Source organism: Micromonospora sp. NPDC092111, assembly GCF_044755745.1.
In the GTDB taxonomy this organism is placed as follows: Bacteria; Actinomycetota; Actinomycetes; order Mycobacteriales; family Micromonosporaceae; genus Micromonospora.
The window spans coordinates 1-22,856 of sequence record NZ_JBIVRQ010000032.1; the positions used below are offsets into that span (position 1 = coordinate 1).

Annotated in this window: 18 protein-coding genes and 1 tRNA gene; all 19 read right to left on the bottom strand. The window is 74.5% G+C overall.

Annotated elements, in window-relative coordinates; all coding sequences use genetic code 11:
• Positions 1 to 267: 267 nt before the first annotated feature.
• The 19 genes from ACIQG9_RS29310 to ACIQG9_RS29400 all read right to left on the bottom strand — a co-directional run bounded on the left by ACIQG9_RS29310 (position 268) and on the right by ACIQG9_RS29400 (position 22,777).
• Positions 268 to 341 (bottom strand) — tRNA-Pro (locus ACIQG9_RS29310).
• Positions 342 to 517: 176 nt separating this feature from the next.
• Positions 518 to 1,915, bottom strand: coding sequence for a ribosome biogenesis GTPase Der (der, locus tag ACIQG9_RS29315; protein WP_400408433.1), 1,398 nt, complete (start codon positions 1,913 to 1,915; stop codon positions 518 to 520).
• Positions 1,912 to 2,592: a (d)CMP kinase gene (gene cmk / locus ACIQG9_RS29320; RefSeq protein ID WP_400408435.1), complete on the bottom strand. Its 681-nt coding sequence runs from the start codon at positions 2,590 to 2,592 to the stop codon at positions 1,912 to 1,914. Before cmk ends, der begins: the two co-directional genes overlap by 4 nt.
• Before the next feature lie 190 nt (positions 2,593 to 2,782).
• Positions 2,783 to 3,553: a pseudouridine synthase gene (locus tag ACIQG9_RS29325; RefSeq protein ID WP_400408437.1), complete on the bottom strand. Its 771-nt coding sequence runs from the start codon at positions 3,551 to 3,553 to the stop codon at positions 2,783 to 2,785.
• Positions 3,540 to 4,385 carry an SMC-Scp complex subunit ScpB gene (gene scpB, locus ACIQG9_RS29330; protein WP_400408439.1) on the bottom strand — a complete coding sequence of 282 codons (846 nt, stop codon included), beginning with the start codon at positions 4,383 to 4,385 and terminating at the stop codon, positions 3,540 to 3,542. The genes ACIQG9_RS29325 and scpB overlap by 14 nt, the downstream gene beginning before the upstream one ends.
• On the bottom strand, positions 4,382 to 5,542 hold the full coding sequence (locus ACIQG9_RS29335; RefSeq protein WP_400408441.1) for a segregation/condensation protein A: 1,161 nt from the start codon (positions 5,540 to 5,542) through the stop codon (positions 4,382 to 4,384). The genes scpB and ACIQG9_RS29335 overlap by 4 nt, the downstream gene beginning before the upstream one ends.
• Positions 5,543 to 5,595: 53 nt before the next feature.
• Positions 5,596 to 6,519, bottom strand: coding sequence for a ParA family protein (locus tag ACIQG9_RS29340; RefSeq protein ID WP_400408443.1), 924 nt, complete (start codon positions 6,517 to 6,519; stop codon positions 5,596 to 5,598).
• A 193-nt stretch (positions 6,520 to 6,712) separates the two neighbouring features.
• The gene (locus tag ACIQG9_RS29345) at positions 6,713 to 7,696 is read right to left on the bottom strand and encodes a site-specific tyrosine recombinase XerD (RefSeq protein ID WP_400408464.1); all 984 of its coding nucleotides are present in this window, start codon (positions 7,694 to 7,696) and stop codon (positions 6,713 to 6,715) included.
• Between the two features lie 5 nt (positions 7,697 to 7,701).
• On the bottom strand, positions 7,702 to 8,817 hold the full coding sequence (gene ald, locus ACIQG9_RS29350; protein ID WP_400408444.1) for an alanine dehydrogenase: 1,116 nt from the start codon (positions 8,815 to 8,817) through the stop codon (positions 7,702 to 7,704).
• 289 nt (positions 8,818 to 9,106) lie between these two features.
• Positions 9,107 to 9,712, bottom strand: a complete 606-nt coding sequence (locus ACIQG9_RS29355; protein ID WP_400408445.1) for an NUDIX domain-containing protein — start codon at positions 9,710 to 9,712, stop codon at positions 9,107 to 9,109.
• Positions 9,709 to 11,460, bottom strand: a complete 1,752-nt coding sequence (locus tag ACIQG9_RS29360) for a CTP synthase (protein WP_400408446.1) — start codon at positions 11,458 to 11,460, stop codon at positions 9,709 to 9,711. The genes ACIQG9_RS29355 and ACIQG9_RS29360 overlap by 4 nt, the downstream gene beginning before the upstream one ends.
• Positions 11,461 to 11,611: 151 nt before the next feature.
• Positions 11,612 to 14,014: a hypothetical protein gene (locus tag ACIQG9_RS29365; protein WP_400408447.1), complete on the bottom strand. Its 2,403-nt coding sequence runs from the start codon at positions 14,012 to 14,014 to the stop codon at positions 11,612 to 11,614.
• Positions 14,014 to 15,180, bottom strand: a complete 1,167-nt coding sequence (locus ACIQG9_RS29370; RefSeq protein WP_400408448.1) for a glycosyltransferase family 4 protein — start codon at positions 15,178 to 15,180, stop codon at positions 14,014 to 14,016. Before ACIQG9_RS29370 ends, ACIQG9_RS29365 begins: the two co-directional genes overlap by 1 nt.
• Positions 15,177 to 16,847, bottom strand: coding sequence for a murein biosynthesis integral membrane protein MurJ (murJ, locus tag ACIQG9_RS29375; RefSeq protein ID WP_400408449.1), 1,671 nt, complete (start codon positions 16,845 to 16,847; stop codon positions 15,177 to 15,179). The genes ACIQG9_RS29370 and murJ overlap by 4 nt, the downstream gene beginning before the upstream one ends.
• Position 16,848: 1 nt before the next feature.
• On the bottom strand, positions 16,849 to 17,715 hold the full coding sequence (locus ACIQG9_RS29380; RefSeq protein WP_400408450.1) for a hypothetical protein: 867 nt from the start codon (positions 17,713 to 17,715) through the stop codon (positions 16,849 to 16,851).
• A 58-nt stretch (positions 17,716 to 17,773) separates the two neighbouring features.
• Entirely contained in the window at positions 17,774 to 18,715 is a 942-nt protein-coding gene (locus tag ACIQG9_RS29385) for a copper transporter (RefSeq protein ID WP_400408452.1), read from the bottom strand.
• Between the two features lie 27 nt (positions 18,716 to 18,742).
• Positions 18,743 to 19,921, bottom strand: a complete 1,179-nt coding sequence (gene steA / locus ACIQG9_RS29390) for a putative cytokinetic ring protein SteA (RefSeq protein WP_400408453.1) — start codon at positions 19,919 to 19,921, stop codon at positions 18,743 to 18,745.
• A 119-nt stretch (positions 19,922 to 20,040) separates the two neighbouring features.
• Entirely contained in the window at positions 20,041 to 21,798 is a 1,758-nt protein-coding gene (gene recN, locus ACIQG9_RS29395) for a DNA repair protein RecN (protein ID WP_400408454.1), read from the bottom strand.
• Positions 21,799 to 21,892: 94 nt separating this feature from the next.
• Positions 21,893 to 22,777: an NAD kinase gene (locus tag ACIQG9_RS29400; RefSeq protein ID WP_400408455.1), complete on the bottom strand. Its 885-nt coding sequence runs from the start codon at positions 22,775 to 22,777 to the stop codon at positions 21,893 to 21,895.
• Between the last annotated feature and the right edge of the window lie 79 nt (positions 22,778 to 22,856).

Genomic DNA, 22,856 nt, shown 5'->3' on the forward strand with positions numbered 1-22,856 from the left:
CCGTCAACTCATCCAACGCGCCCGCACGCTCTACCGCTGGGACACCCGACCCACTACCCGCAGGCTCAGATAACACCTATTGCCGGTCTCTCTAAGTCCACCCCGACAGCAGCCACCTCCGGGTGGCCGCCGCCCAGCTGGAAACACAGCGCTGTTCGGGTGACGCCAGGACCACAGACTGAAACAGTACGAGCGTACGTGAGACGGAGCAGCGAAAGAGCCCTGATCCGAGTAGACGAATCAAGGCTCTGACCTGCTAAAACTCTGTCGGGACGGCCGGATTCGAACCGACGACCCCTTGACCCCCAGTCAAGTGCGCTACCAAGCTGCGCCACGTCCCGATGCTCCCCGCGCGGTCTCCCCCGCGGCAGCCGGTACAGCTTAGCGCAGGATCTTCGCACCGCGCGCACAGGGCCTGCCGCGTCGCGGGTGCGGGCCACCACTCCCCCTAGAGCATCCTAGGAAAGGGGGTGCCGGGTGGAGCGGGAACCGCTCCACCCGGCGTTTGCCGTGGCCGTCAGCCGTGGGCCTTGCCCCGGCCGCCCGGGCCGAGCTTCTTGCGCGGGCGTACGGAGATCTCCACCGGGCTGCCCTCGAAGCCGAACTCCTCACGCAGCTTGCGCTCGACGAAACGCTGGTAGCCGGCGTCCAGCGGCGCGGTGGTGAAGAGCACGAACCGGGGCGGGGCGACGCCCGCCTGGGTGGCGAAGAGGATCTTCGGGGCCCGGCCGCCGCGCACCGGGTGCGGGGTGGCCTGGACCAGGGCGGTGAGCCACTGGTTGAGCTGCGCGGTCGGCACCCGGGTCTCCCAGCTCGCCAACGCCTTGCGCAGCGCCGGGGCGAGCTTGTCCACCGCCCGGCCGGTCTGCGCCGACAGGTTGAGCCGGATCGCCCAGGGGATCCGGCGCAACTCCCGGTCGATCTCCTTGTCCAGGTAGTACCGGCGGTCGGCGTCGACCAGGTCCCACTTGTTGAAGGCGATCACCAGGCCCCGGCCGGCCTCGACGACCATCGTCAGGATCCGCTGGTCCTGCTCGCTGATCGGCTCGCTGGAGTCGAGCAGCACCACCGCCACCTCGGCCGCCTCGATGGCGCCGGCGGTACGCAGGCTGGCGTAGTACTCGGTGCCGCTGGCCTTGCCGACCCGCTTGCGCAGGCCCGCGGTGTCGACCAACTGCCAGGTCTCGCCGCCGATCTCGACCAGGCTGTCCACCGGGTCGACGGTGGTCCCGGCGACCGAGTCGACGACTGCCCGCTCCTCGCCGGAGAAGCGGTTGAGCAGGCTGGACTTGCCGACGTTGGGCCGACCCACCAGGGCGACCCGGCGCGGGCCGCGAGGCCGGTTCTCGACGATCTTCGGCGCCTCGGGCAGCGCGTCCATGATGGCGTCGAGCAGCTCGCCGGAGCCCCGGCCGTGCAGCGCGGAGACCGGGTACGGCTCACCGAGGCCGAGCGACCACAGCGAGGTCGCCTCCATCTCGATGGAGGTGTTGTCGGTCTTGTTGGCGACCAGGATGACCGGCTTGGCGCTGCGCCGCAGCATCTTCACCGCGGCCTCGTCCACGTCCGTCGAACCGACCATCGCGTCGACCACGAAGAGCACCACGTCGGCGGTGACCACGGCCGTCTCGGCCTGGGCGGCGATGGCCGCCGCGCGGTCCTTCGCGTCCGGCTCCCAGCCACCGGTGTCCACCACGGTGAACGACCGGCCGTTCCACTGCGCGTCGTAGGGCACCCGGTCCCGGGTCACCCCGGGGACGTCCTCGACGACCGCCTGCCGGCGGCCGATGATCCGGTTGACCAGGGTCGACTTGCCCACGTTGGGGCGGCCGACCACGGCCACCACCGGCTGCGGGCCGGTCGGCTCCTCGACGTCGACGTCCGGCTCCCGCAGCTCCACCCAGCCGTCGCTCATGCCACTCCCCGCTCGGTGAGCAGCTCGCGCAGTCGGGCGACGACCTCGTCGATGCCCAGCTCGGTGGTGTCCAGCTCGACGGCGTCGGCGGACTGCTGCAGTGGGTTGACCTTGCGGGTGGAGTCGAGCCGGTCCCGGCGGGCCAGGTCGGCGGCGGTGGCCGCGACGTCGGCGGCGTCCTCCGCGCTGCGCCGCCGGGCCCGGGCCGCCTCGGAGGCGGTCAGGTAGACCTTCAGGTCGGCGTCCGGCGCGACCACGGCGCCGATGTCGCGACCCTCGACCACGATCCGGCCGGCGTTGGCGATGATCTCCCGCTGGCGGGCGACGAGCAGGGCCCGGATCGCCGGTACGGCGGCCACCGCGGAGACCGCGCCGGTCACCTCGGGGCCACGGATGTCCCCGTCGACCTGCACCCCGTCGACGGTCACCCCGTACCCCTGGGGGTCGGTGCCGATGCGCAGCTCGACCTCGCCGGCGACCTTGCCCACCGACGCGGCGTCGGTCAGGTCGACGCCGGAGCGCAGCACCGCCCAGGTGATCGCCCGGTACATCGCGCCGGTGTCCAGGTAGCGGGCACCGAGGCTGGCGGCGAGCCGCCGCGAGACGGTGGACTTACCCGAACCGGACGGCCCGTCCACAGCGACCACGCAGCGCCCGGCCCGTACGTTTTCCTCCACCGTTGTCCTCCTCAGCCCGTACCTCGCGGGTCGCCGGTCCTCCGGCGCCGTTGAGCGGTTGTCCATCGTCGTCAATCATGCCCGGCGCTCCGGAACGCGCCGCGTGCGCCGTCGGCGGGCGCGACCCGCGCCACCCTCGGGCCGCCGGCCGCGACGAAGCCTACCGGCAGCCGTACCCGCTGGGCGGGGGTCAGTCACCCACGGCCTTGAACAGGCCGGCGACCTCCGCGTTGGTCAACCGCCGGGTCCGCCCGGAGCGCAGGTCGCCGAGCCGGATCGGCCCGATCGAGGTACGCACCAGCCGGGACACCGGGTGCCCCACCTCGGCCAGCAGCCGCCGGACGATGTGCTTGCGCCCTTCGTGCAGGACCAGCTCCACCTGGGCGGTCTTGCCCAGGGTGTCCACCACCTTGAACGAGTGCACCTTCACCGGCCCGTCCTCCAGCTCCACGCCGGCGGCCAGCCGCTTGCCGAGGTTGCGCGGGATCGGCCCGGCCACCTCGCACAGGTACGTCTTGAGCACCTCGTACGACGGGTGCATGAGCCGGTGCGCGAGGGTGCCGTCGTTGGTGAGCAGCAGCAGGCCCTCGCTGTCCGCGTCGAGCCGCCCGACGTGGTAGACCCGCTGCTCCACCCGGTTGCCGATGAAGTCGTTGAGGGCGGTGCGGCCCTTCTCGTCCGCCATGGTGGAGACCACCCCGCGCGGCTTGTTCATCGCCAGGTAGACCAGCCGGTTGTCGGCCTGCAGGCGCTCCCCGTCGACGTGGATCACGTCGTGGGCCGGGTCGGCCCGGTCGCCGAGCTGCGCGACCCGCCCGTTGACGGTGACCCGGCGCCGGAAGATCAGGTCCTCGCAGGCTCGCCGGGAGCCCACACCGGCGGCGGCGAGCACCTTCTGCAGGCGCTCGGCACCGTCGTACACGGGGGCGTCGGGCTTGGGGGAACGGTCATCGCGTGGCATCGGCAAACTCTTCTACGTCGTCGGGGAGGAACGGGGCGAGCGGGGGCAGGTCGGCGACCGAGTCCAGGCCCAGCTTCTCCAGGAACATCGTGGTGGTCCGGTAGAGGAACGCCCCGCTGTCCGGTTCGGTGCCGCACTCCTCGACCAACCCGCGGGAGACCAGGGTACGGATCACCCCGTCGCAGTTGACACCCCGGATGGCCGAGATGCGCGACCGGGTCACCGGCTGCTTGTAGGCGATCACCGCCAGGGTCTCCAGCGCGGCCTGGGTCAGCCGTACCGACTGCCCGTCCAGCACGAACCGTTCGACGTAGGTCGCGTATTCCGGCCGGGTGTAGAGACGCCAGCCACCCGCCGCCCGGCGCAACTCGAAACCGTGCCCGGCGGCGGTGTAACCGGCGGCGATGTCGTCCAGCACCGGCCCGATCCGCTCCGGGGACTGCTCCAGCACCTGGGCCAGCACCAACTCGCTGACCGGCTCGTCCACCACCAGCAGGATGGCCTCCAGCGCGCCACGCAGCTCCGCGTCGTCCAGCGCGGGTGCCGGCTCCGGCAGCACCACCGCCCGCCGCCGGCCCCCCGGCCGCCGCTCCGCCCCGCCCTGCCCCACCCCCGCCCCGACGTCCACCGCCGCCTGCGACGGCGACGGCGGGGCCGGCGACGGGGACGACGGCACCGGGGAGATCTCGGCGGGAGCTGGCTCCGCCGGGGACCGTTCCTCTCCAAGACCTTCGTCGGGCCGGGCGGGGGCCGGGGCGCGGGGGCGTTCCCAGGGTGGGACCCAGGCTGCGGCCTGGTCGGCCAGGGATTCCTGGCGCTCCTCGTCACTCATCCCGCTCGCTCCTCCGTCGTATCCGTCCCGTCCTGGCCGGGCACCGGCGTCGTATCCGCCGGCGGTGCCGCGTCGGACCGCCCGGTCGGAGCCGACCACTCCGCCGGGTCGGTCCGGTCCGCCGGCTGCTTGCCCGAGCCTCGTTGCGCCCCACCGGCCGTCGGCACCGGTTGGTCCGTCGGAACCGGTTGGTCGACAGATGCCGGCCGGTCCGCCGGGGCCGGATGGTCGGCCGGGGCGGTCACGGCCGGGTCGACCGGGGACGGGTCGGCGGGGGCGCCGGCGTACTCGTCGATGTGCAACTCGGGGCCGCCGTCGGCGGGCCCGGTCCAGCGGACCGTCAACTCCTCCAGCGCCTGCTCCTGGACGAACGCGACCAGCCCCTCCCGGTACAGCTCCAGCAGGGCCAGGAACCGGGCCACCACCTCCAGGGTGATCTCGCAGTCGGCGCAGAGCAGCGAGAAGGTGGCGAGGCCGGCCCGACGCAGCCGTTCGGCGAGGATCGCGGCGTGCTCGCGGACGCTGACCCGGACCATGTGCACGTGCGCGATGGAGACCTCGGGCACCGGCTTCGGCGTCATCGCCCGCACCGCCAGCTTCAGCAGCCGCTCCGGGCCGATGCCGAGCACCAGGTCGGGCAGCGCCTCGGCGTACCGGGGTTCCAGGGTGACCGCGCGCGGGTAGCGCCGGCCGCCGACCGCCTCCAGTTCGGCGATGTGCCCCGCCGCCTCCTTGTACGCCTTGTACTGCAACAGCCGGGCGAAGAGCAGGTCCCGCGCCTCCAGCAGGGCGAGGTCCTCCTCGTCCTCCACCTCGGCGGAGGGCAGCAGCCGGGCCGCCTTCAGGTCGAGCAGGGTGGCCGCGATGAGCAGGAACTCGCTGGTCTCGTCGAGGTCCCACTGGTCGCCCATGGCCCGGATGTAGGCGATGAACTCGTCGGTGACCTTGTGCAGCGCCACCTCGGTGACGTCCAGCTTGTGCTTGCTGATCAGTTGCAGCAGCAGGTCGAACGGGCCGGTGAAGTTCGCCAGCCGGACGGTGAAGCCGGTGCTCTCCGGCACCCCGGCCGCGTCGGTCGACAGCTCCGCCGCGACCTCGGCCGCCGCCACCGGCGGCTGGTCGGGTGTCGCGGGCGGGTCGAGGGGTGGCGCGGTCACCGGAAGACCGTAGTCCACGCTCCGGGCGCGGCGGTGCGAAGGTGCACCCCGGGCTACCGGTCGGACTGGGCGGCGATCACCTCGCGGGCCAACTGCCGGTAGTTGCGGGCCCCCGACGAGGCCGGGTCGAGGGTGGTGATCGGCGCACCGGCCACCGTGGACTCGGGGAACTTCACCGTCTTGGTGATGACGGTCTGGTAGACCTTGTCGCCGAACGCCTCGACCACCCGCTGGAGCACCTGCCGGCAGTGGGTGGTGCGGCTGTCGTACATGGTGGCCAGGATGCCCTCTAGCTCCAGGTCGAAGTTGAGCCGCTCGCGGACCTTGTCGATGGTGTCCAGCAGCAGCGCCACCCCCCGCAGGCTGAAGAACTCGCACTCCAGGGGGACGAGCACGCCGTGCGCGACGGTCAACGCGTTGATCGCCAGCAGGCCCAGCGAGGGCTGGCAGTCGATCAGGATGTAGTCGTACTCCTTGCGGATGGTGCGCAGCACCCGGGCCAGGGCCATCTCCCGGGCGACCTCGTTGACGAGCTGTATCTCGGCGGCGGAGAGGTCGATGTTGGCGGGCAGCAGGTGCAGCCCGGCCACGTCGGTCTTGATCAGGACGTCCTCGGCGGTGACGTCGTCCTGCATGAGCAGGTTGTAGACCGACAGGTCGAGGTTGTGCGGGTTGACGCCGAGGCCCACCGAGAGCGCGCCCTGCGGGTCGAAGTCGACCAGCAGCACCTTGCGGCCGTACTCGGCGAGCGCCGCGCCCAGGTTGATGGTGGTGGTGGTCTTGCCGACCCCACCCTTCTGGTTGGCCATCGCGATGATCCGCGCGGGACCGTGCCGGTCGGTGGGCATCGGCTCCGGGATGGGCTTGCGCATCGTGTAGGCGGCCGGGTCGGCCGGGCCCAGGTCCGCGCCGAGCGAGGCCTGCTGCTCGCGGAGCTCCGACGTCCAGGCGTCGGCACGGTCACCGTTGCCAGCCATGTCCTCGTTGCCCCCTCCCGACGACCACCCGGCGTCGGAGCAGTCCGACGTCCTTCGCGGCGCCGCTGCGCACCCCGGTTGTCGCCCCAGGAGGTCCGCGCCGATGCCGACTCTACGCCACCGACGACCAGCGCGTTCGGCACCGGTCCGGCGTGTCGGACGTACCGGCCGGTCAGCGCCCTGGCGGCCGGATTCAGCCCCGGGCGCGGGGGTGGCTGGTGGCGTACACCTCGCGTAACCGCTGCACGGTGACCAACGTGTACACCTGGGTGGTGGTCACCGAGGCGTGACCGAGTAGCTCCTGGACCACCCGCACGTCGGCGCCGCCGTCGAGCAGGTGGGTGGCGTAGGAGTGGCGCAGGGTGTGCGGGGAGACCGCCTGCGGGCCGTCCACCGGCAGGCCGGCACGCCGCGCCGCGCGCCGCAGGACGGTCCAGGCGCCCTGCCGGGTCAACGGTCCGCCCCGGGCGTTGACGAAGACCGCCGGGGTGGCCCGGCCGGCGGCGACCAGGCCCGGCCGGGCCCGCACCAGCCAGCCGCGCAGCGCCTCGACGGCGTACCCGCCGATCGGCACCAGCCGGGTCCGGCCGCCCTTGCCGCGTAGCAGCGCGGTGCCCTCGTCGACGTCCAGGTCGTCGACGGCGGCGCCGACCGCCTCGGAGATCCGCGCGCCGGTGCCGTACAGGAACTCCAGCAGCGCCCGGTCGCGCAGGGCGAGGGCCGCCCCGGCGCCGGCGGCGGTGACCGGGCCGGCGGTCTCCAGCAGCCGGACGACGTCGCCGACCGGCAGGGCCCGGGGCAGCCGGCGCGGCGGGGTGGGCGGCCGGACGTCCCGGCTGGGGTCGACGCCGGCCAGCCCCTCACGCAGCGCGAAGCGGTGCAGCCCGCGCACGGCGGACGCGGCGCGGGCGGCCGAGGTCACCGCCAGCGGCGGATGGTCGTCGTCGCCGGCCCGCAGCCCGGCCAGGTGCGCCTCGACCTGCCCGGCCTCGACGGCGGCCAGCTCGGTCACCCCGCCGGCGGCCAGGGTGCCCAGGTAGCGCTCCAGGTCCCGGCGGTACGAGGCGAGGGTGTTCGCCGACAGTCCACGTTCGACGCTGAGGTGGTCGAGGTAGCCGCGCACGGCACGACGAAGGGCCGGCGCGGGCTGCGGGCCCGCGCCGGCCTGGTCGGTCAGTGCGGTCAGGCCAGCACCTCGGCCAGTGGGAGGGCCGCCATGCCGTGCGCCTCGGCGACCGGGCCGTAGACCACCCGGCCGTCGTGGGTGTTCAGGCCCGACGCCAGCGCCGGGTCCCGGCGCAGCGCCTGACGCCAGCCGTTGTTGGCCAGTTCGAGGGCGTACGGCAGGGTGACGTTGGTCAGCGCGTAGGTGCTGGTGTGCGGCACCGCGCCGGGCATGTTCGCCACGCAGTAGAAGATCGACTCGTGCACCTGGTAGGTCGGCTCGGCGTGCGTGGTGGGGCGGGAGTCCTCGAAGCAGCCGCCCTGGTCGATGGAGATGTCGACCAGCACGCTGCCCGGCTTCATCCGGGAGACCAGCTCGTTGGAGATCAGCGTCGGGGCCTTCGCACCCGGCACCAGGACCGCGCCGATGACCAGGTCCGCGTCGAGCACCGCCCGCTCGACCTCGTAGGCGTTGGAGGCGACCGTCTGCAGGTGGCCCCGGTAGATGGCGTCGGCCTGACGCAGCCGGGCCACGTTCTTGTCCAGCAGCAGCACCTCGGCCTGGAGCCCGAGCGCGATGGCGGCGGCGTTCATGCCGGAGACACCGGCGCCGATGACCACGGTCTTCGCCGCGTACACGCCGGACACGCCGCCCATCAGGATGCCGCGCCCGCCGCCCTGCCGCTGCAGGTGGTGCGCGCCGACCTGCGGGGCGAGCCGGCCGGCGACCTCGGACATCGGGGCGAGCAGCGGCAGCGACCGGTCGGGCAGCTCGACCGTCTCGTACGCGATGCCGGTGACCTTGCGGTCCACCAGCGCGTCGGTGCACTCCTTCGAGGCGGCCAGGTGCAGGTAGGTGAAGAGCACCTGCCCGGCACGCATCCGGTGGTACTCCTCGGCGATCGGCTCCTTGACCTTGAGCACCAGCTCGGCGGTGTCCCACACCTCGTCGGCGGTGCCGAGGATCTTGGCCCCGGCGGCGGCGAACTCCTCGTCGGCGATGCTGGACCCGACGCCCGCGCCGGACTCCACGAAGACCTGGTGACCGCTGCGGACGAACTCGTTGACGCCCGCCGGCGTGATCGCCACGCGGTACTCGTGGTTCTTGACCTCGCGTGGGATTCCGACCTTCACGATGCAGACACCTCCCTCGGGGCAGCTCACCCCGACTGCGCGGTGCCCGCCGGCCCCGTTGCCGGCGCGGTACACCGGTCCCGCCGGCGGCAGTCTAGGCGCGTCACCACCCTCCGGCGGCCAGCACAGTGACACCCGGTGACCGATCCGCCTGACGATGTGTCAGGCGGGCGACCCGGGCCCGCCGTGCGGCGTTCCACCCCATCGTCGCACCGGGTGGTGCCCGCCGCCGGGTGGAAGGCCCGGGTACGCCGGGAGGAGCCGCGCGGCCCCCGCCGGCGTACCCGGGTCAGCGCGGCAGCGGGGCGTCGACCCGGCGCAGCACCGACCAGCCGGCGTCGCGGGCCCGCGCGGCGGCCAGCAGGCCGGCCACGCACGGACCGTTGGTGATCTCCCCGGCCAGCACCATGCCCACCGCCTCGTCCAGGTCGATCCGGACGATCTGCAGGTCGGCCTCCTCCTCGTGCCGCTCGTGCCGCTGCCCGGCCGGTACGTCGGCCAGGTCCCGGGCGAGGAAGACCCGGACCAGCTCGTTGGAGAAGCCCGGCGAGGTGTGCACGTCGACCAGCAGGTCCAGCCGACCGGCGGTCAGGTCGGCCTCCTCGGCCAGCTCCCGCGCGGCGGCGGCGGGCAACTCCTCGCCGTCGACGTCCATCAGCCCGGCGGGCAGCTCCCACAGGTGCCACCCGACCGGCTGGCGGTACTGGCGCACCAGCACCACCTGGCCGGCGTCGTCGAGCGCGACCACGGCGACCGCGCCGACGTGCCGGGCGTAGTCCCGGGTCGCGGTGCCGCCACCGGGCATGGTCACCTCGTCGGTGACCACCGTGAAGATCCGGCCGGCCCAACGCTCGACCCGGGAACGCACCTCGTAGCGGTGCTCGACGGCGCTCACGAGGTGGCCGCGGCCTTCGCCGGGGCGCCGTTGCGGGCGGCCTTGCGCACCGTCGCGGCGTCGGCGGCCCCGTCCAGGTCCACCGGGAGCTGGTCGGCCTCCGAGTACGCCACGGCCGCCCTGACGAACGCGGCGAACAGCGGGTGCGGACGGGTCGGCCGGCTCTTCAGCTCCGGGTGCGCCTGGGTGGCCACGAAGAACGGGTGCAGCCCCCGGTCCAGCTCGACGAACTCGACCAGCCGCCCGTCCGGGGAGGTGCCGGAGATGTGCAGGCCGGCCTTGGTGAGCTGGTCCCGGTAGGCGTTGTTCACCTCGTACCGGTGCCGGTGCCGCTCACTGACCTCGGTGCTGCCGTACGCCTCGGCCACGATCGATCCCTCGGCCAGCTTCGCCGGGTACGCCCCGAGCCGCATGGTGCCGCCCAGGTCGCCCTTGCCGGCCACGATGTCCTCCTGGTCGGCCATGGTGGCGATGACCGGGTGCCGGGCCTCCTCGTCGAATTCGAGGGAGTTCGCCGCGTCCAGGCCGGCCCGGTGGCGGGCCACCTCGATGGTCATGCACTGCAGGCCGAGGCAGAGGCCGAGCAGCGGGACGCCGTTCTCCCGGGCGTACCGGGCGGTGCCGATCTTGCCCTCGATGCCGCGTACGCCGAAGCCGCCCGGGATGACGATGCCGTCGACGCCGGCCAGGGCGGACGCCGCGCCGGCCGGGGTGACGCAGTCGTCGCTGGGCACCCAACGGAGCTGCACCCGGGCCCGGTGGCCGAAGCCGGCGGCCCGGATCGCCTCGCTCACCGACAGGTACGCGTCGGGCAGGTCGACGTACTTGCCGACCACCGCCACGGTGACCGTGTGGTGCGGCTGGTGCACCCGCTCCAGCAGGTCGTCCCAGCTCGTCCAGTCGACGTCGCGGAAGGACAGCCCGAGCCGGCGCACCACGTACGCGTCCAGGCCCTCGCGGTGCAGCACCTTCGGGATGTCGTAGATGCTCGGCGCGTCCGGGGCGGCGGTGACCGCCTCCCGGTCCACGTCGCAGTAGAGGGAGAGCTTCTCCTTGACCTTCTCCGGGATCTCCCGGTCGCAGCGCAGCACCAGGGCGTCCGGCTGGATGCCGATGCTGCGTAGCTGCGCCACCGAGTGCTGGGTCGGCTTGGTCTTCAGCTCGCCCGACGGCGCCAGGTACGGCACCAGCGAGACGTGCAGGTAGAAGCAGTTGTCCCGGCCCAGGTCGTGGCGGACCTGGCGGATCGCCTCCAGGAACGGCAGCGACTCGATGTCGCCGACCGTGCCGCCGACCTCGGTGATCACCACGTCCGGGATCTGGCCGTCGGCGTCCGGGTCGGCCATGCCGAGGATCCGCGCCTTGATCTCGTTGGTGATGTGCGGGATGACCTGCACGGTGTCGCCCAGGTACTCGCCGCGCCGCTCCTTGGCGATCACGTCCGAGTAGATCTGGCCGGTGGTGACGTTCGCCTTGCCGGAGAGGTCCCGGTCCAGGAAACGCTCGTAGTGGCCGACGTCGAGGTCGGTCTCGGCGCCGTCCTCGGTGATGAAGACCTCGCCGTGCTGGAACGGGTTCATCGTCCCCGGGTCGACGTTGAGGTAGGGGTCGAGCTTCTGCATCACCACGCGCAGCCCGCGCGCGGTCAGCAGGTTGCCGAGGCTGGAGGCGGTGAGGCCCTTACCGAGCGAGGAGGCGACGCCCCCGGTGACGAAGATGTGCCGGGTCGTCCGTGCTGAAGGGGCCAAGGCCTGCTCCCGTGTCGTCCGTAGCGGTCGTGCGAACCGCCGTGCCGATCAGCAAAGTGATCACGCGATCCACGGGATTCCACGGTAACACCTCCTCGGCCGCCACCCGGCGTCGCACCCGACCTGGGGGCAGCGCCGACCCCCGTCCGGGTCAGCCGGCCGTGACCTCGGTCGATGCCGGGACCACCGGCCCGGGGGCCCGCGCGGCGGGCACCTTCGGCCCGCCGCGCCCCGCCGGCCGCCCACCGGCGCCGTCGTCCGGCGCGTCCGGTTCCGGGGTACGCCGCACCGCCCCGCCGGCACCGCCAGCACCCTTCCGGGCCTCCCCGTCGCCGGTCCCGCCACCGGCGGGGAGGCTGCCACCGTCGCCGGTGCCGCCACCGTCGGGCCGCCCGCCGTCCGGGGCACCGCCGGGCGGCGGACCACCCGGGCCGTCCCCGCGCGGTCGACCCGCTCCGGGCAGGGTGCGGTCGGTGGAGTGGTCGAGCACCCGCAACGACGCCAACGCCGCCATCGGCACCACCAGCGCCGCCGCAGCCCCGGCCACGTCCAGCGCGGACCCGCCCAGCAGCCCGCCGATGACCGCGGCGACCGCGGTGCCGGCCAGCGCCGCCCGGATCGCCGGGTAGATGCCGAACAGCCGCATCAGCCCGCCCCACGGCTGGAGCAGCGCGAACCAGACCAGCAGCGCGCCGACCACCGCCAGCACGGTCAGCGGGCTGTTCACCAGCGTCTGGAAGTTCGCCGTGCTGGACCGGTGCACGGTCAGCCCGCCGGTGCCCTCGCCCAGGGCGGTCAGGAACCGGCCCAGCGCCCCCCGCTCCTCCATCGGCCGGCGCAGGTCCACCACCGCGAAGCCGACGGTCAGCGCCAACCCGGCCATGGTGGCCCAGAGCAGCCGGCTGACGGTCAGCCAGCCGCCGGTGCTGATCGCGGCGGCCACCGCCACCCCGGCGGTCAGCGCGATCGCGCCGATCGAGTCCGACCCGAGGTACGGGCTGCCGACCACCACCACGGCCAGCCCGCCCACCGCGACCACCACCATCGGCCGCCACTGCCGGCGGACCCGCTGGGCGAGCCAGCCGGCGCTGAGCAGTGAACCGGCGAGGAAGACACCGAGGCCGACGGTGCCGAGGCCGGCGAACCGGCCCCCCTCCAGCGCGGAGTAGCCGACCACGCCGTTGAGCTGCAACCGGGCGCCGCTGAGCACGTCCGCGCCGACCACCAGGGTGGCCAGGCCGGCCACCACGCCGAGCGGGCCGAGGGTGCGCTCGTGCCCGGGCGCGAGCCGGACCAGCGCGGTGGCGCCGACGATCAGCGCCACCGTCACCGCGGCGAAGTACCAGCCCGCGTGGTCGCCCCGCCACCACGGCACCGCGTCGGCGAGCAGGGCGGCCGGCACGGCCAGCGCGGCGGCGATCAGCAGCAGCTCCACGACGGCCACCACCCGCCGGGACACCGGCGGCGGGCTGTGCGGGCCGGCGAGCCGGCGGGCCCGACGCAGCAGCGGCAGCACCGCGACGGCCAGCGCCACCTGGGCCAGCGCGAGCAGAGCGAAGAACCAGCCGGCCACGGTCCGCTGGGCGGCGGCCTCCCGGTCGGCGTCGGCCGGCGCGCCGACCGCGGCGGCCAGGTCGCCGGGGCGGCCGTCGACCTTCACCGCCGGGCGGCCGAGGAAGAGCCGCTCCGGCATCGGCCGGCCGAGCGTGGCGAGCGCGGTCGGCGCGAGGTCGACCAGTTGCAGGTAGCCCTCCCGGCCGGTGCTGGCCGAGGTGAGCCAGCCGTGTTCCCAGCCGGGGCCGTCGGCGACGGCGACGTGCAGCCGGGACGGCGCGTCGGTGTCGGACACCCCGGCGACCAGCACCAGCGAGCGTTCCGGCCGGGCGGCGAGCACCTTCGCCAGGGCGTCGTCGGCACGCCGGGCGTCCGCCTGCCGGCCGGCCGGGTCGTCGCCGCTGACCGTGCCCAGGTCGACGATGCTCAGCACGCAGGAGCCGAGCAGCTCCGCCGGGTCGGCGGGCAGCGCCGGGGCGTACCGGTCGACCCGCCCGAAGGGACGGGCGGCGGCGACCGCCGCGCCGGGGCCCACCGCCACCGAGCAGCGCACCGACTCCGACAGCGAGCCCGGCACCGCGCCCCAGGGCAGCCGGTCGGCGTTGTAGGCGACCACACCCTCCTGGTCGGGCAGGTTCGCGCCGATCGCGTCGGGCTGCTCGACGGTCACCCCGACCGCCGGGCAGGCGCCCGACTGCCGGCTGCCGTTCCAGCCGGCGTAGCTGCCCGCCCCGAGGGTGAGCCAGCCGTCGACCGGGCAGGTGGGGCGGTGCGCGGAGCGGGTCGACAGGGACCCGATCGAGCCCTGCTGGGCCAGCCGCCACAGCGTCGGGGTGTGCTGCGGGTCGACGTCGTCCCAGCGCAGCCCGGCCACCCCGGCGAGCACCACGAAGTCGGCGGTGCGCCGGGGTGGGCTGCTGTCGGGGCGGGCGGCCAGGGCGGTCACGCCGAGCACCACCACGACCAGGGTGAGCAGGACCGGGGTGAATCGGCGCAGCATCAGGCGCGTCCCGTCGACGGGGTGTCGGTGCCGGGGGCCGCCGGTCCGGCGCGGTCGGCGGCCAGCTCGGCGTAGAGGTCGCGCAGCGCGGCGACGGTGTCCGCCTCGGTGGGCCAGCCGGCGGCCCGGGTGACGCCCCGCCCGGCCAGGTCGGCGCGGAGGCTCGCGTCGTCCAGCAGCGACCGCACGGCCGCGTCGACCGCGTCGACGTCGCCGGCCGGAACCAGCACCGCGGCGTCGCCGACCAGGTCGGGCAGCCCGCCCACGCCGGTCGCCACCAGCGGCACGCCGGCCCGCAGCGCCTCCTGCGCGAAGAGCTGCCGGGCCTCCCAGTCGCTGGTCACCACGGCCAGGTCGGCGCCGGCGAGCAGGTCCGCCACGTCGGTGCGGTGCCCGAGCAGGGTCACCGGGGCCCGGGCGGTGGAGATCCGGGCGGCCAGCGGCAGGTACGCCGGACCGCTGCCGGCGATCACCACCACCGGCGGCGGGGTCCGGGTACGCCACCGGGCGGCGGCGTCGACCAGCACGTCGTACCGTTTCTGCGGGTGCAGCCGGCCGACGGACAGCACCAGCGGCTGGTCGGCGACGACGCCGAACTCGGCGCGGACGGCGGCCCGGCGGCGGCGCGGCGCGGGCAGGGCCGGCGCGGCGACCGGGGCGAGCCGGGCGTCGGTGGCGCCCACCGCGGTGGCGCGGGTGACCAGGTCGGTGGAGGCGCCGAGGGCGACCCGGGCGCGGCCGGCGACCACCCGCTCGGCGAGCCGGGACAGCCGCCCGCGCAGCCCACCGGCGAGCACCGCGTTGTGCCAGGTGACCACGAGCGGCGCGGCCGGCCGGGCGAGCGCGGCGACCAGCCCGGCGCGCAGCCCGTGGGCGTGCACCACCCGGACGTCCTCGGCGGCGAGCACCCGGCGCAGCGCGGCGACCGCCCGGACGTCGGCCGGGGTGGGGCTGGCCGGGATCTCCACCGGCGTGAACCGGGCCCCGGCGGCGGTGAAGTCGAACTGCTCCTGGGTGGCCGCCGGGCCGCAGACCAGCACGTCCTGGCCGGTCTCGGTCAGGCCCCGGGCCACCGACCGGACGTGCTGCCCCACCCCGCCGGTGCTGGAGGCGAGCAGCAGAACCACCGTGCCCCGGAGGCTGGGGGTGGACGTCGGGTCGGTCATGGGGAGACTGTCTCCTTCCCGTCACCCCGTTCCGGGGGAACGCCGTCCTGCGGGTCACGCGTCGGTCGCCGGCCGCCCAGCCGACGGCGTACGCCGGTGAGCAGCGGCCCGACGTCCCGCCGGTCCGTCAGCCACGCCACGGTGAGGAACAGGACGCCGACCACGGCCCCGGACAGCATGCCCTGAACGAGTGCTCCCGCTGTCGTCGGGGTGCCGCCGCCGGCGACCCCACGGGCGGTGAGCACGCCGGCCGGGGCGGCCAGCAGGGCGGCGAGCAGGCCGGCGGTGGCGGCCCGGCCCGCGCCGGCCAGGGCCGCCGGTCCGGCGGCCCGCCGGACCGCGCCGACCAGCAGCACCCCGAGCAGCAGCATGCCGACCGAGTTGGCCAGGGTCACCGCGACCACCCGGTCGTCGCGGGGCAGCAGGGCCGCCAGCGGCAGCGCGGCCAACGGCACCACCAGCCAGCCGGCGGTGATGGCGGCGGTGGCCGACCGGGTGGCGCCCCGGGCGTAGAGGGCCCGGGACAGCACCGCGAAGAGCCCGTAACCGACCAGGCCGGGAGCGAAGCCGGCGATCGCGGCGGCGGTCTGTTCGGCGCCGAGCGGAAAGAACCGGCCCACCGGTTCGGCGGTGCCGACCAGGGCCGCCGCGCCGAGGAAGCCGAACAGCAGCACCCCCCGGGTGGTCGAGGCGACCGTCGCGCGGTAGCCATCCTCGTCGCCGGTCGCCGCGGCGGCGGACAGCCCCGGGTACGCGGCGACCGCCAGCGGCACCGCGAGCACCGCCCACGGCAGCAGGTACATGGTCTGGGCGAGGTTGTAGACCTGCGGCGAGCCGGTCGGGCCGCCGGAGACCCGGTTGAGGATGACCACCAGGGCGAGCTGCTGGGCGGTGACGGTGACCGCCCCGGCCACGGCGAGGCCGCCGACCCGGGCCCGGGCGTCGGCGGGGAAGGCGTAGCCGGGCCGCCAGGCCAGCCCGAGCCGGCGCAGCGGGATCAGCAGCGACAGCGACAGCACCACCACGCCGAGCGTGGTGCCGCCGGAGAGGATCAGCTCGCCGGCCCGGCTCACCTCGGCGATGGTGGCGCCCCGGCCCTGGGTGACGCCGAAGACGAGGTAGGCCACCACCACGGTCAGGCTGGACAGCAGCGGCGCGACGACCGGCCAGGCGAACCGGCGGTGCGCCTGGAGCACCCCGGTGAGCACGATCCCGACACCGTAGAGCGGTAGCTGCGGGGCGAACACCCGCAGCATCCGCGCGCCGGTGGCCAGCTCGGCCGGTGAGCGCGCCTCGGAGATCACCGAGATGATCGGGTCGGCGAGCAGGGCGACGGCTGCGGCGAGCGGCACCAGCAGGGTCACCGTCCAGGTCAGCAGCGCGCCGGTGGTGGCGGCCACCGCCCGCCGGTCGCCGGCCGCGACCGGTCCGGCCAGCAGCGGTACGACCAGACTGGCCAGCGCCCCACCGGCCACGATCTCGAAGATGATGTTCGGGACGGTGTTGGCGATCACGTACATGCCGCCGAGGTCGCTGCGCTCGGCGACCCAGGTGAACACGGCGGTACGGCCGAAGCCGGCGAGCCGGGCGACCACGGTGAGGACGGCGATGAGGGCGGCTGCTCCGGCCACGCGGCCGGCGCCGGCGAGGGGTGCCGGTCTGGTCACGTCAGTCGGATCGCCGGCCCAGCGCGTCGAGTTCCCGCAGTACCGGGGTGCGCTGGATGACCGCCGTGAAGCTGACCTTCTCGCTGGCCGCGGTGAGGCCGGCGAGCACCGCGAGCAGGCCGGCCCGCCCGAGCGGCCCGGTACGCGCGGCGAGCGCCACGCCGAGCAGCGCGCCGAGCGCGTTGGCGCCGCTGTCGCCGACCATCACCCGTTCGCCGAGGTCCTCGTCGAGCAGCCCGGCGGCGGCACCGACCGTGCCGGCCGCGATGCCGCCGTGCGGGCCGCCGGCCAGCGGGGCGCCGAGCAGCAGCCCCGACTTCAGGGCCCGCCCGGGGCGCAGGTCGAGCAGGTTGAGCAGGTTGGCGGTGCCGGCCACCACGCCCGCGCCGAGCAGCACGTCGACGGCCCGGCCCAGGGTGCCGTGGCGTTGCCGGCGGGGGTGTGCGGCGACCCGGGGGTCGGCGGCGAGCAGTGCGGCGGCGGCGAGCCCGGCCGCGCCGACCCCGGCGACCTTGACCATGCCGGCGGTGACCCGGCCCTCGCGCAGGGCGCCGAGGTGGCCGGCGAAGCCCTTGGCGGTCTTCTGCTCCGGCCGGGCGCCGACCACGTCGTCGTAGAGGCCGACCGCGCCCGCGCCGAGGCCGGCGACCAGCGCCGCCGCCCCGGCGGGCCCGCTGCCGGCGCCGAGCGCTCCGGCTCCGGACGCGCCGACGGCCAGCGCCGGCCCGGCGGCGAGGGTGACGGTGCGGCCCCGGAAGTTGGTGCGCTCCAGCGCCGGCCCGACCGGGGCGGTACGGATCTCCCGCAGGGCGTACCGGGCGGCGGCGGCTCCGGCGGCGGCGGCCAGCAGCCGCCCGAAGGCGTTCATGCGGCACCGCCGGACGGGGCGGGCGGACGGTTTCCGGTCACCGGGGTACGTGGTTCGCTCACTGGGGCAGTTTAGGCACCAGGCCGCCGGCGGCGTTGTCGCCGACCCCGTACTGCCCGGCCCGCTTCTCGGTGAGCTGCTGGAGCAGGGCGAGGGTGGTGACCAGTTGGCCCTGCACCGTGTTGGCGTTGTCGACGGTGGAGATGGACTGGGCGAGCACCGGGTCGCCGCGCACCACCGAGACCAGGTTGCCGCCGGAGGAGCCGTTGCCACCGACCACGATCGCGCCGGTCCGGTCGAACTGCTCGGCGACCTTCACCACCGACTCGTCCTTCTTGGCGGAGTCCTTGTCCACGTACGGCTGCCCGCTGACCACCACGACGGCCTCGGCCGACCCGGTGACCTTGTCCTCGGTGGAGAGGTAGCCGGCGTTGGCGTACGCGGCCAGCACCGCCCGGCGGTCGGCGTCGGTCACCGCCGGGGTGCCCTGCGGCCGGTCGAGCAGGACGCTGGCCAGCAGGGCGCTGGAGGTCTCCACGCCGTTGCCGTTGCCGGGCAGCGCCGAGGCGGGCGCGGTGGGCCGGGCGGCGGTGACGGCCAACTCCATCAGGTTGGTGTTGTTGTCCGGGTTGATGAACTTGTCCTGCACGTCGACCTTGCCGGTCACGGTGGCCCCGGCGGTCTGCAGCATCTTCAGCACGCCCTCGGTGTGTTCCCGGCCGGTGGGCAGGCCGAGCAGCACGACGCGCTTGCCGGTGAGCTTGCCGGGGAGGTAGATCTGCGCCATCTCGGCGGCGAAGTCCTCCTCCATGTCCAGTTCCTTCTGGAGGCTGCTGACCGACTGGCGCCACTGCTGGTTGTCCTTGCGCAGCGCGTTGACGGTCTCCTTCAACGAGTCGGCCACCGGGCCGTTGAGGGCGGCCGTGCCGACCACCAGGCCGATCGCCAAGGCCAGGAAGACTGCGGTCAGGGACACCACGTGGTACCGGAAGTTGATCACGCTTGCAGCCTCTTGATCGGTCGGGAGCTAGAAGAGCTGGCCGAGCTGGAACACGAAATTGTCCCACCACTCCGAGACCACGCCCAAATACGCCTTGCCGACGGTGGAGACCGCCACCGCCGAGGCCATCGCGGCGATCGCCGAGAGGATCAGCAGCAGCAGGGACGACCCGGAGATGCTCTGCCGGTAGAGCCGGCTCACGCCCTTGGCGTCGACCAGCTTGCCGCCGACCTTGAGCCGGGTGAGGAAGGTGGAGGCCATGCCGCCCCGCCCCTTGTCCAGGAACTCCACCAGGGTGGCGTGGGTGCCGACCGCGACCAGCAGCGAGGCGCCCTTCTCGTCGGCCAGCAGCATGGCCAGGTCCTCGCTGGTGGCGGCGGCCGGGAAGGTGGTCGCCGGCACCCCGAGGCCGTCGACCCGGGCCAGGCCGGGCGCCCGGCCGTCCGGGTACGCGTGCACGATCACCTCGGCGCCGCAGCGCAGCACGTCGTCGGTGACCGAGTCCATGTCCCCGATGATCAGGTCGGGGGTGTAGCCCGCCTCGACCAGCGCGTCCGCCCCGCCGTCCACGCCGATCAGCACCGGCTTGAACTCCCGGATGTACGGGCGCAGCACGTCCAGGTCGGCCTTGTAGTCGTAGCCGCGCACCACGATCAGGCAGTGCCGACCCTGGATCTGGGTCTGGATGTCCGGTACGCCCACCCCGTCGAGCAGCAGGTCGCGCTCCTGCCGCAGGTAGTCCATGGTGTTCGCGGCGAACGCCTCAAGCTGCACCGACAGGCCCTCCCGGGCGTCGGCCATCGCCTTGGCGACCGTCTCGGCGTCCTGGAGTTCACCGTGCGCCAGCGGCTCGCCGCCGACGAACACGGTGTTGCCCTCGATCCGGACGGTGTCGCCCTCCCGGATCCGCTCGAAGACCCCCTCACCGAGGTCGTCCAGGAGCAGGATGCCGGCGCCGATCAGCACCTCGGGGCCGAGGTTGGGATACCGGCCGGAGACCGACGGCTTGGCGTTGAGCACCGCGGCGACCCCGACCGCGACCAGCGAGTCGGCCGCCACCCGGTCCAGGTCGACGTGGTCGATGACCGCGATGTCGCCGGGGCGGAGCCGGCCGACCAGCCGCTTGGTACGGCGGTCCAGACGTGCGGTGCCGAGAACTGAGTCCGGTTCCGCGTTCCGGGTCCGGCGCAACGTGGGTAGACGCATCGTGACCATCCTGGCATGTGAGGCAGGCTTTTCTGTCGCGACATGCCTGAGCAGGGCCGCCTACCCAGGGAAGCACACCGGAGCGCAGGCTGGTGTGCCTCCGCTCACAATCGTTGCGGTCAGGGCCGCCTTTCCTTGGCCGCCACGGCCAGAAGCTCCTCGGCATGCGCGATACCCAGGTCGGAATCCGGCAAACCCGCCAGCATCCGGGCCAGTTCCCGGGCCCGCTCGGTGTCCTCCACCACCCGCACGCCGCTGGTGGTGACCGCACCCCCGGTGTCCTTCGCCACCACCAGGTGCCGGTCGGCGAACGCGGCCACCTGCGGCAGGTGGGTGACCACCAGCACCTGGTGGCTGCGGGCCAACCGGGCCAACCGCCGGCCGATCTCCACCGCGGCCTGGCCGCCGACCCCGGCGTCGACCTCGTCGAAGACCAGGGTGGGCGGGCCACCCGAGCCGGCGAAGACCACCTCGATGGCGAGCATCACCCGGGACAGCTCACCGCCCGAGGCGCCGCGCTGCAACGGCAGCGACGGCGCGCCCGGGTGGGCCAGCAACCGCAACTCCACCTCGTCGGCACCGTCCGGGCCGATCCCGGACTCGACCCCGTTGACCGCCAGCGTCGGCTCCGCCCGGCCGACCGGCCTGGGCAGCACCGCCACCTCGATCCGGGCGTGCGGCATGGCCAGCCCGGCCAGCTCCACGGTGACCTGCTCGGCGAACCGGACCGCCGCCTCCTGCCGGGACGCCGACACCCGACCCGCCAGCTCGGTCACCTCACCGGCCAGCCGCTGGGCCTCCCGGTCCAGCTCGTCCAGCAGGTCGTCGGAGGTGTCCAGGTCGGACAGCCGGGTGCGGGCCCGCTCGGCCCAGGCGACCACGCCGTCGACGTCGTCGGCGTACTTGCGGGTCAACGCGCGCAGCGCGGCCCGCCGCTCGTAGACGGTCTGCAACCGGGCCGGGTCGGCGTCCAGCGCCGCCAGGTACGTCGACAGCTCCGCCGACACGTCCGCCACCAGGGTGGCCGCCTCCTCCAGCCGGCCGGCCAGCTCACCCAGCGCCGGGTCGGTGCCGGCCTGGGCCTCCAGGGTGCGCCGGGCGGCGCCCAGCAGCGCCGTGGCGTCCGGGGTGTCGTCGGCGGCCTCCACCCCACCGGCCACGCACTGGTGGGCGAGCTGAGCCGCCGTACGCAGCCCCTCGGCGTGCTCCAGCCGCTGTGCCTCGGTCTTCAGCTCGTCGTCCTCGCCGGGCTGCGGGTCGACCCGGGTGATCTCGTCCAGGCCCAGCCGCAGCAGGTCGGCCTCCTGGTGCCGGGCCCGGGCGTTGCTGCGCCGGTCGGCCAGGTCGTCGACCACCTGCCGCCACCGCCCGTACGCCTCACGCAGCGCGTCGAGCAGCTTCTCGTGCTCGGGGCCGGCGAACCGGTCCAGCGCGGCCCGCTGCTCCGCCGGGCGCAGCAGCCGTAGCTGGTCGGACTGGCCGTGCACCGCCACCACCTGCTCGCCGACCTCGCCGAGCATCGACACCGGCATGCTCCGGCCGCCCAGGTGCGCCCGGGACCGGCCCTCCACGGTCACCGTGCGGCTCATTAGCAGCGAACCGTCGTCGTCGGGCTCACCGCCGGCCTCGACGATCCGGGCGTGCACCGCGTCGGCGACCCGGCCGTCGAGGCGCAGCCGCCCCTCGACCGTCGCCCGGCCCGGCGCGGCCCGCACCCGGCCCGCGTCGGCCCGACCCCCGAAGAGCAGGCCGAGGCCGGTCACCACCATCGTCTTGCCGGCACCGGTCTCGCCGGTGATGACGTTCATCCCGCCGGTCAGCGGCAGCGTGGTGTCCTCGATGACGCCCAGACCGGTGATGCGCAGCTCTTCCAGCACAGCACCCGACAGTAGACGCGTCCTGCGACAGTTGACCAGCCGGCACGGCCCGGCTGTGGACAACCGCGCCCGGCCCGGCCCACCGGCCGACCCGTCACCTGCGGTTGCCCCGCCAGCCCTGCACCGGCAGGTCGAACTTGGCCACCAGCCGGTCGGTGAACGGCCGGGCCCGCAACCGCACGATCCGCACCGGCAGCGTGCCCCGACGCACCGTCACCTTGGCCCCCGGCGGCAGGTCGTAGACCCGCCGGCCGTCGCAGCAGAGCACCGCGAGGGTGGTGAACGGGTCCACCGTGATGACGAAGGTCGACGTCGGCGCGGTCACCAGCGGACGGCTGAACAGCGCGTGCGCGCTGATCGGCACCAGCAGCAGCGCCTCCACCTCCGGCCAGACCACCGGACCACCACCGGAGAACGCGTACGCGGTGGAGCCGGTGGGCGTGGCGCAGACCACGCCGTCGCAGCCGTACCGGGACAGCGGACGGCCGTCCACGTCCACCAGCAGCTCCAGCATCTGGGCCCGCTCGCCCTTCTCGACGCTGATCTCGTTGAGCGCCCACGACTCGATCGTCGGCCCGCCGTCGAACTCGGCGGTGACGTCCAGGGTGAGCCGTTCGTCCACCGTGTAGTTGCGCCCGACCACGTCACGGACCGCCACGTCCAGGTCGTTGATCTCCGCCTCGGCCAGGAAACCGACCTTGCCCAGGTTGATGCCGAGCAGCGGCACCTTCGCCGGGCGGGCCAGCTCGGCCGCGCGCAGGAAGGTGCCGTCCCCGCCGAGCGCGAAGACGATCTCGGCGCCCTCGGCCGCCTGCGGGCCGGCCATCGGCACCACCCCGGGCAGGTCCAGGTCCTCGGCCTCCTCGGCGACCACCCGCACCTCGAAACCCGCCGCGATCAGGTCGGCGGCGACCGCCCGGGCGTGCTCGGTGCTGCGCCGGCGCCCGGTGTGCGTCACCAGCAGCGCGGTCCGGCTCACCGGTCCCACCGCCCGCCCCGCACGGCACCACCCACGTCGCTGCTGAGGTCCACCGGACCCGCCTCCCGTCCGCCATCGC

Coding starts and splice junctions, on each gene's coding strand:
- der (WP_400408433.1), bottom strand. CDS start 1,915: ATGAGCGACGGCTGGGTGGAGCTGCGGGAGCCGGACGTCGACGTCGAG.
- ACIQG9_RS29325 (WP_400408437.1), bottom strand. CDS start 3,553: ATGCCACGCGATGACCGTTCCCCCAAGCCCGACGCCCCCGTGTACGAC.
- scpB (WP_400408439.1), bottom strand. CDS start 4,385: ATGAGTGACGAGGAGCGCCAGGAATCCCTGGCCGACCAGGCCGCAGCC.
- ACIQG9_RS29340 (WP_400408443.1), bottom strand. CDS start 6,519: ATGGCTGGCAACGGTGACCGTGCCGACGCCTGGACGTCGGAGCTCCGC.
- ACIQG9_RS29365 (WP_400408447.1), bottom strand. CDS start 14,014: ATGCTGCGCCGATTCACCCCGGTCCTGCTCACCCTGGTCGTGGTGGTG.
- ACIQG9_RS29370 (WP_400408448.1), bottom strand. CDS start 15,180: ATGACCGACCCGACGTCCACCCCCAGCCTCCGGGGCACGGTGGTTCTG.
- ACIQG9_RS29380 (WP_400408450.1), bottom strand. CDS start 17,715: ATGAACGCCTTCGGGCGGCTGCTGGCCGCCGCCGCCGGAGCCGCCGCC.
- steA (WP_400408453.1), bottom strand. CDS start 19,921: ATGCGTCTACCCACGTTGCGCCGGACCCGGAACGCGGAACCGGACTCA.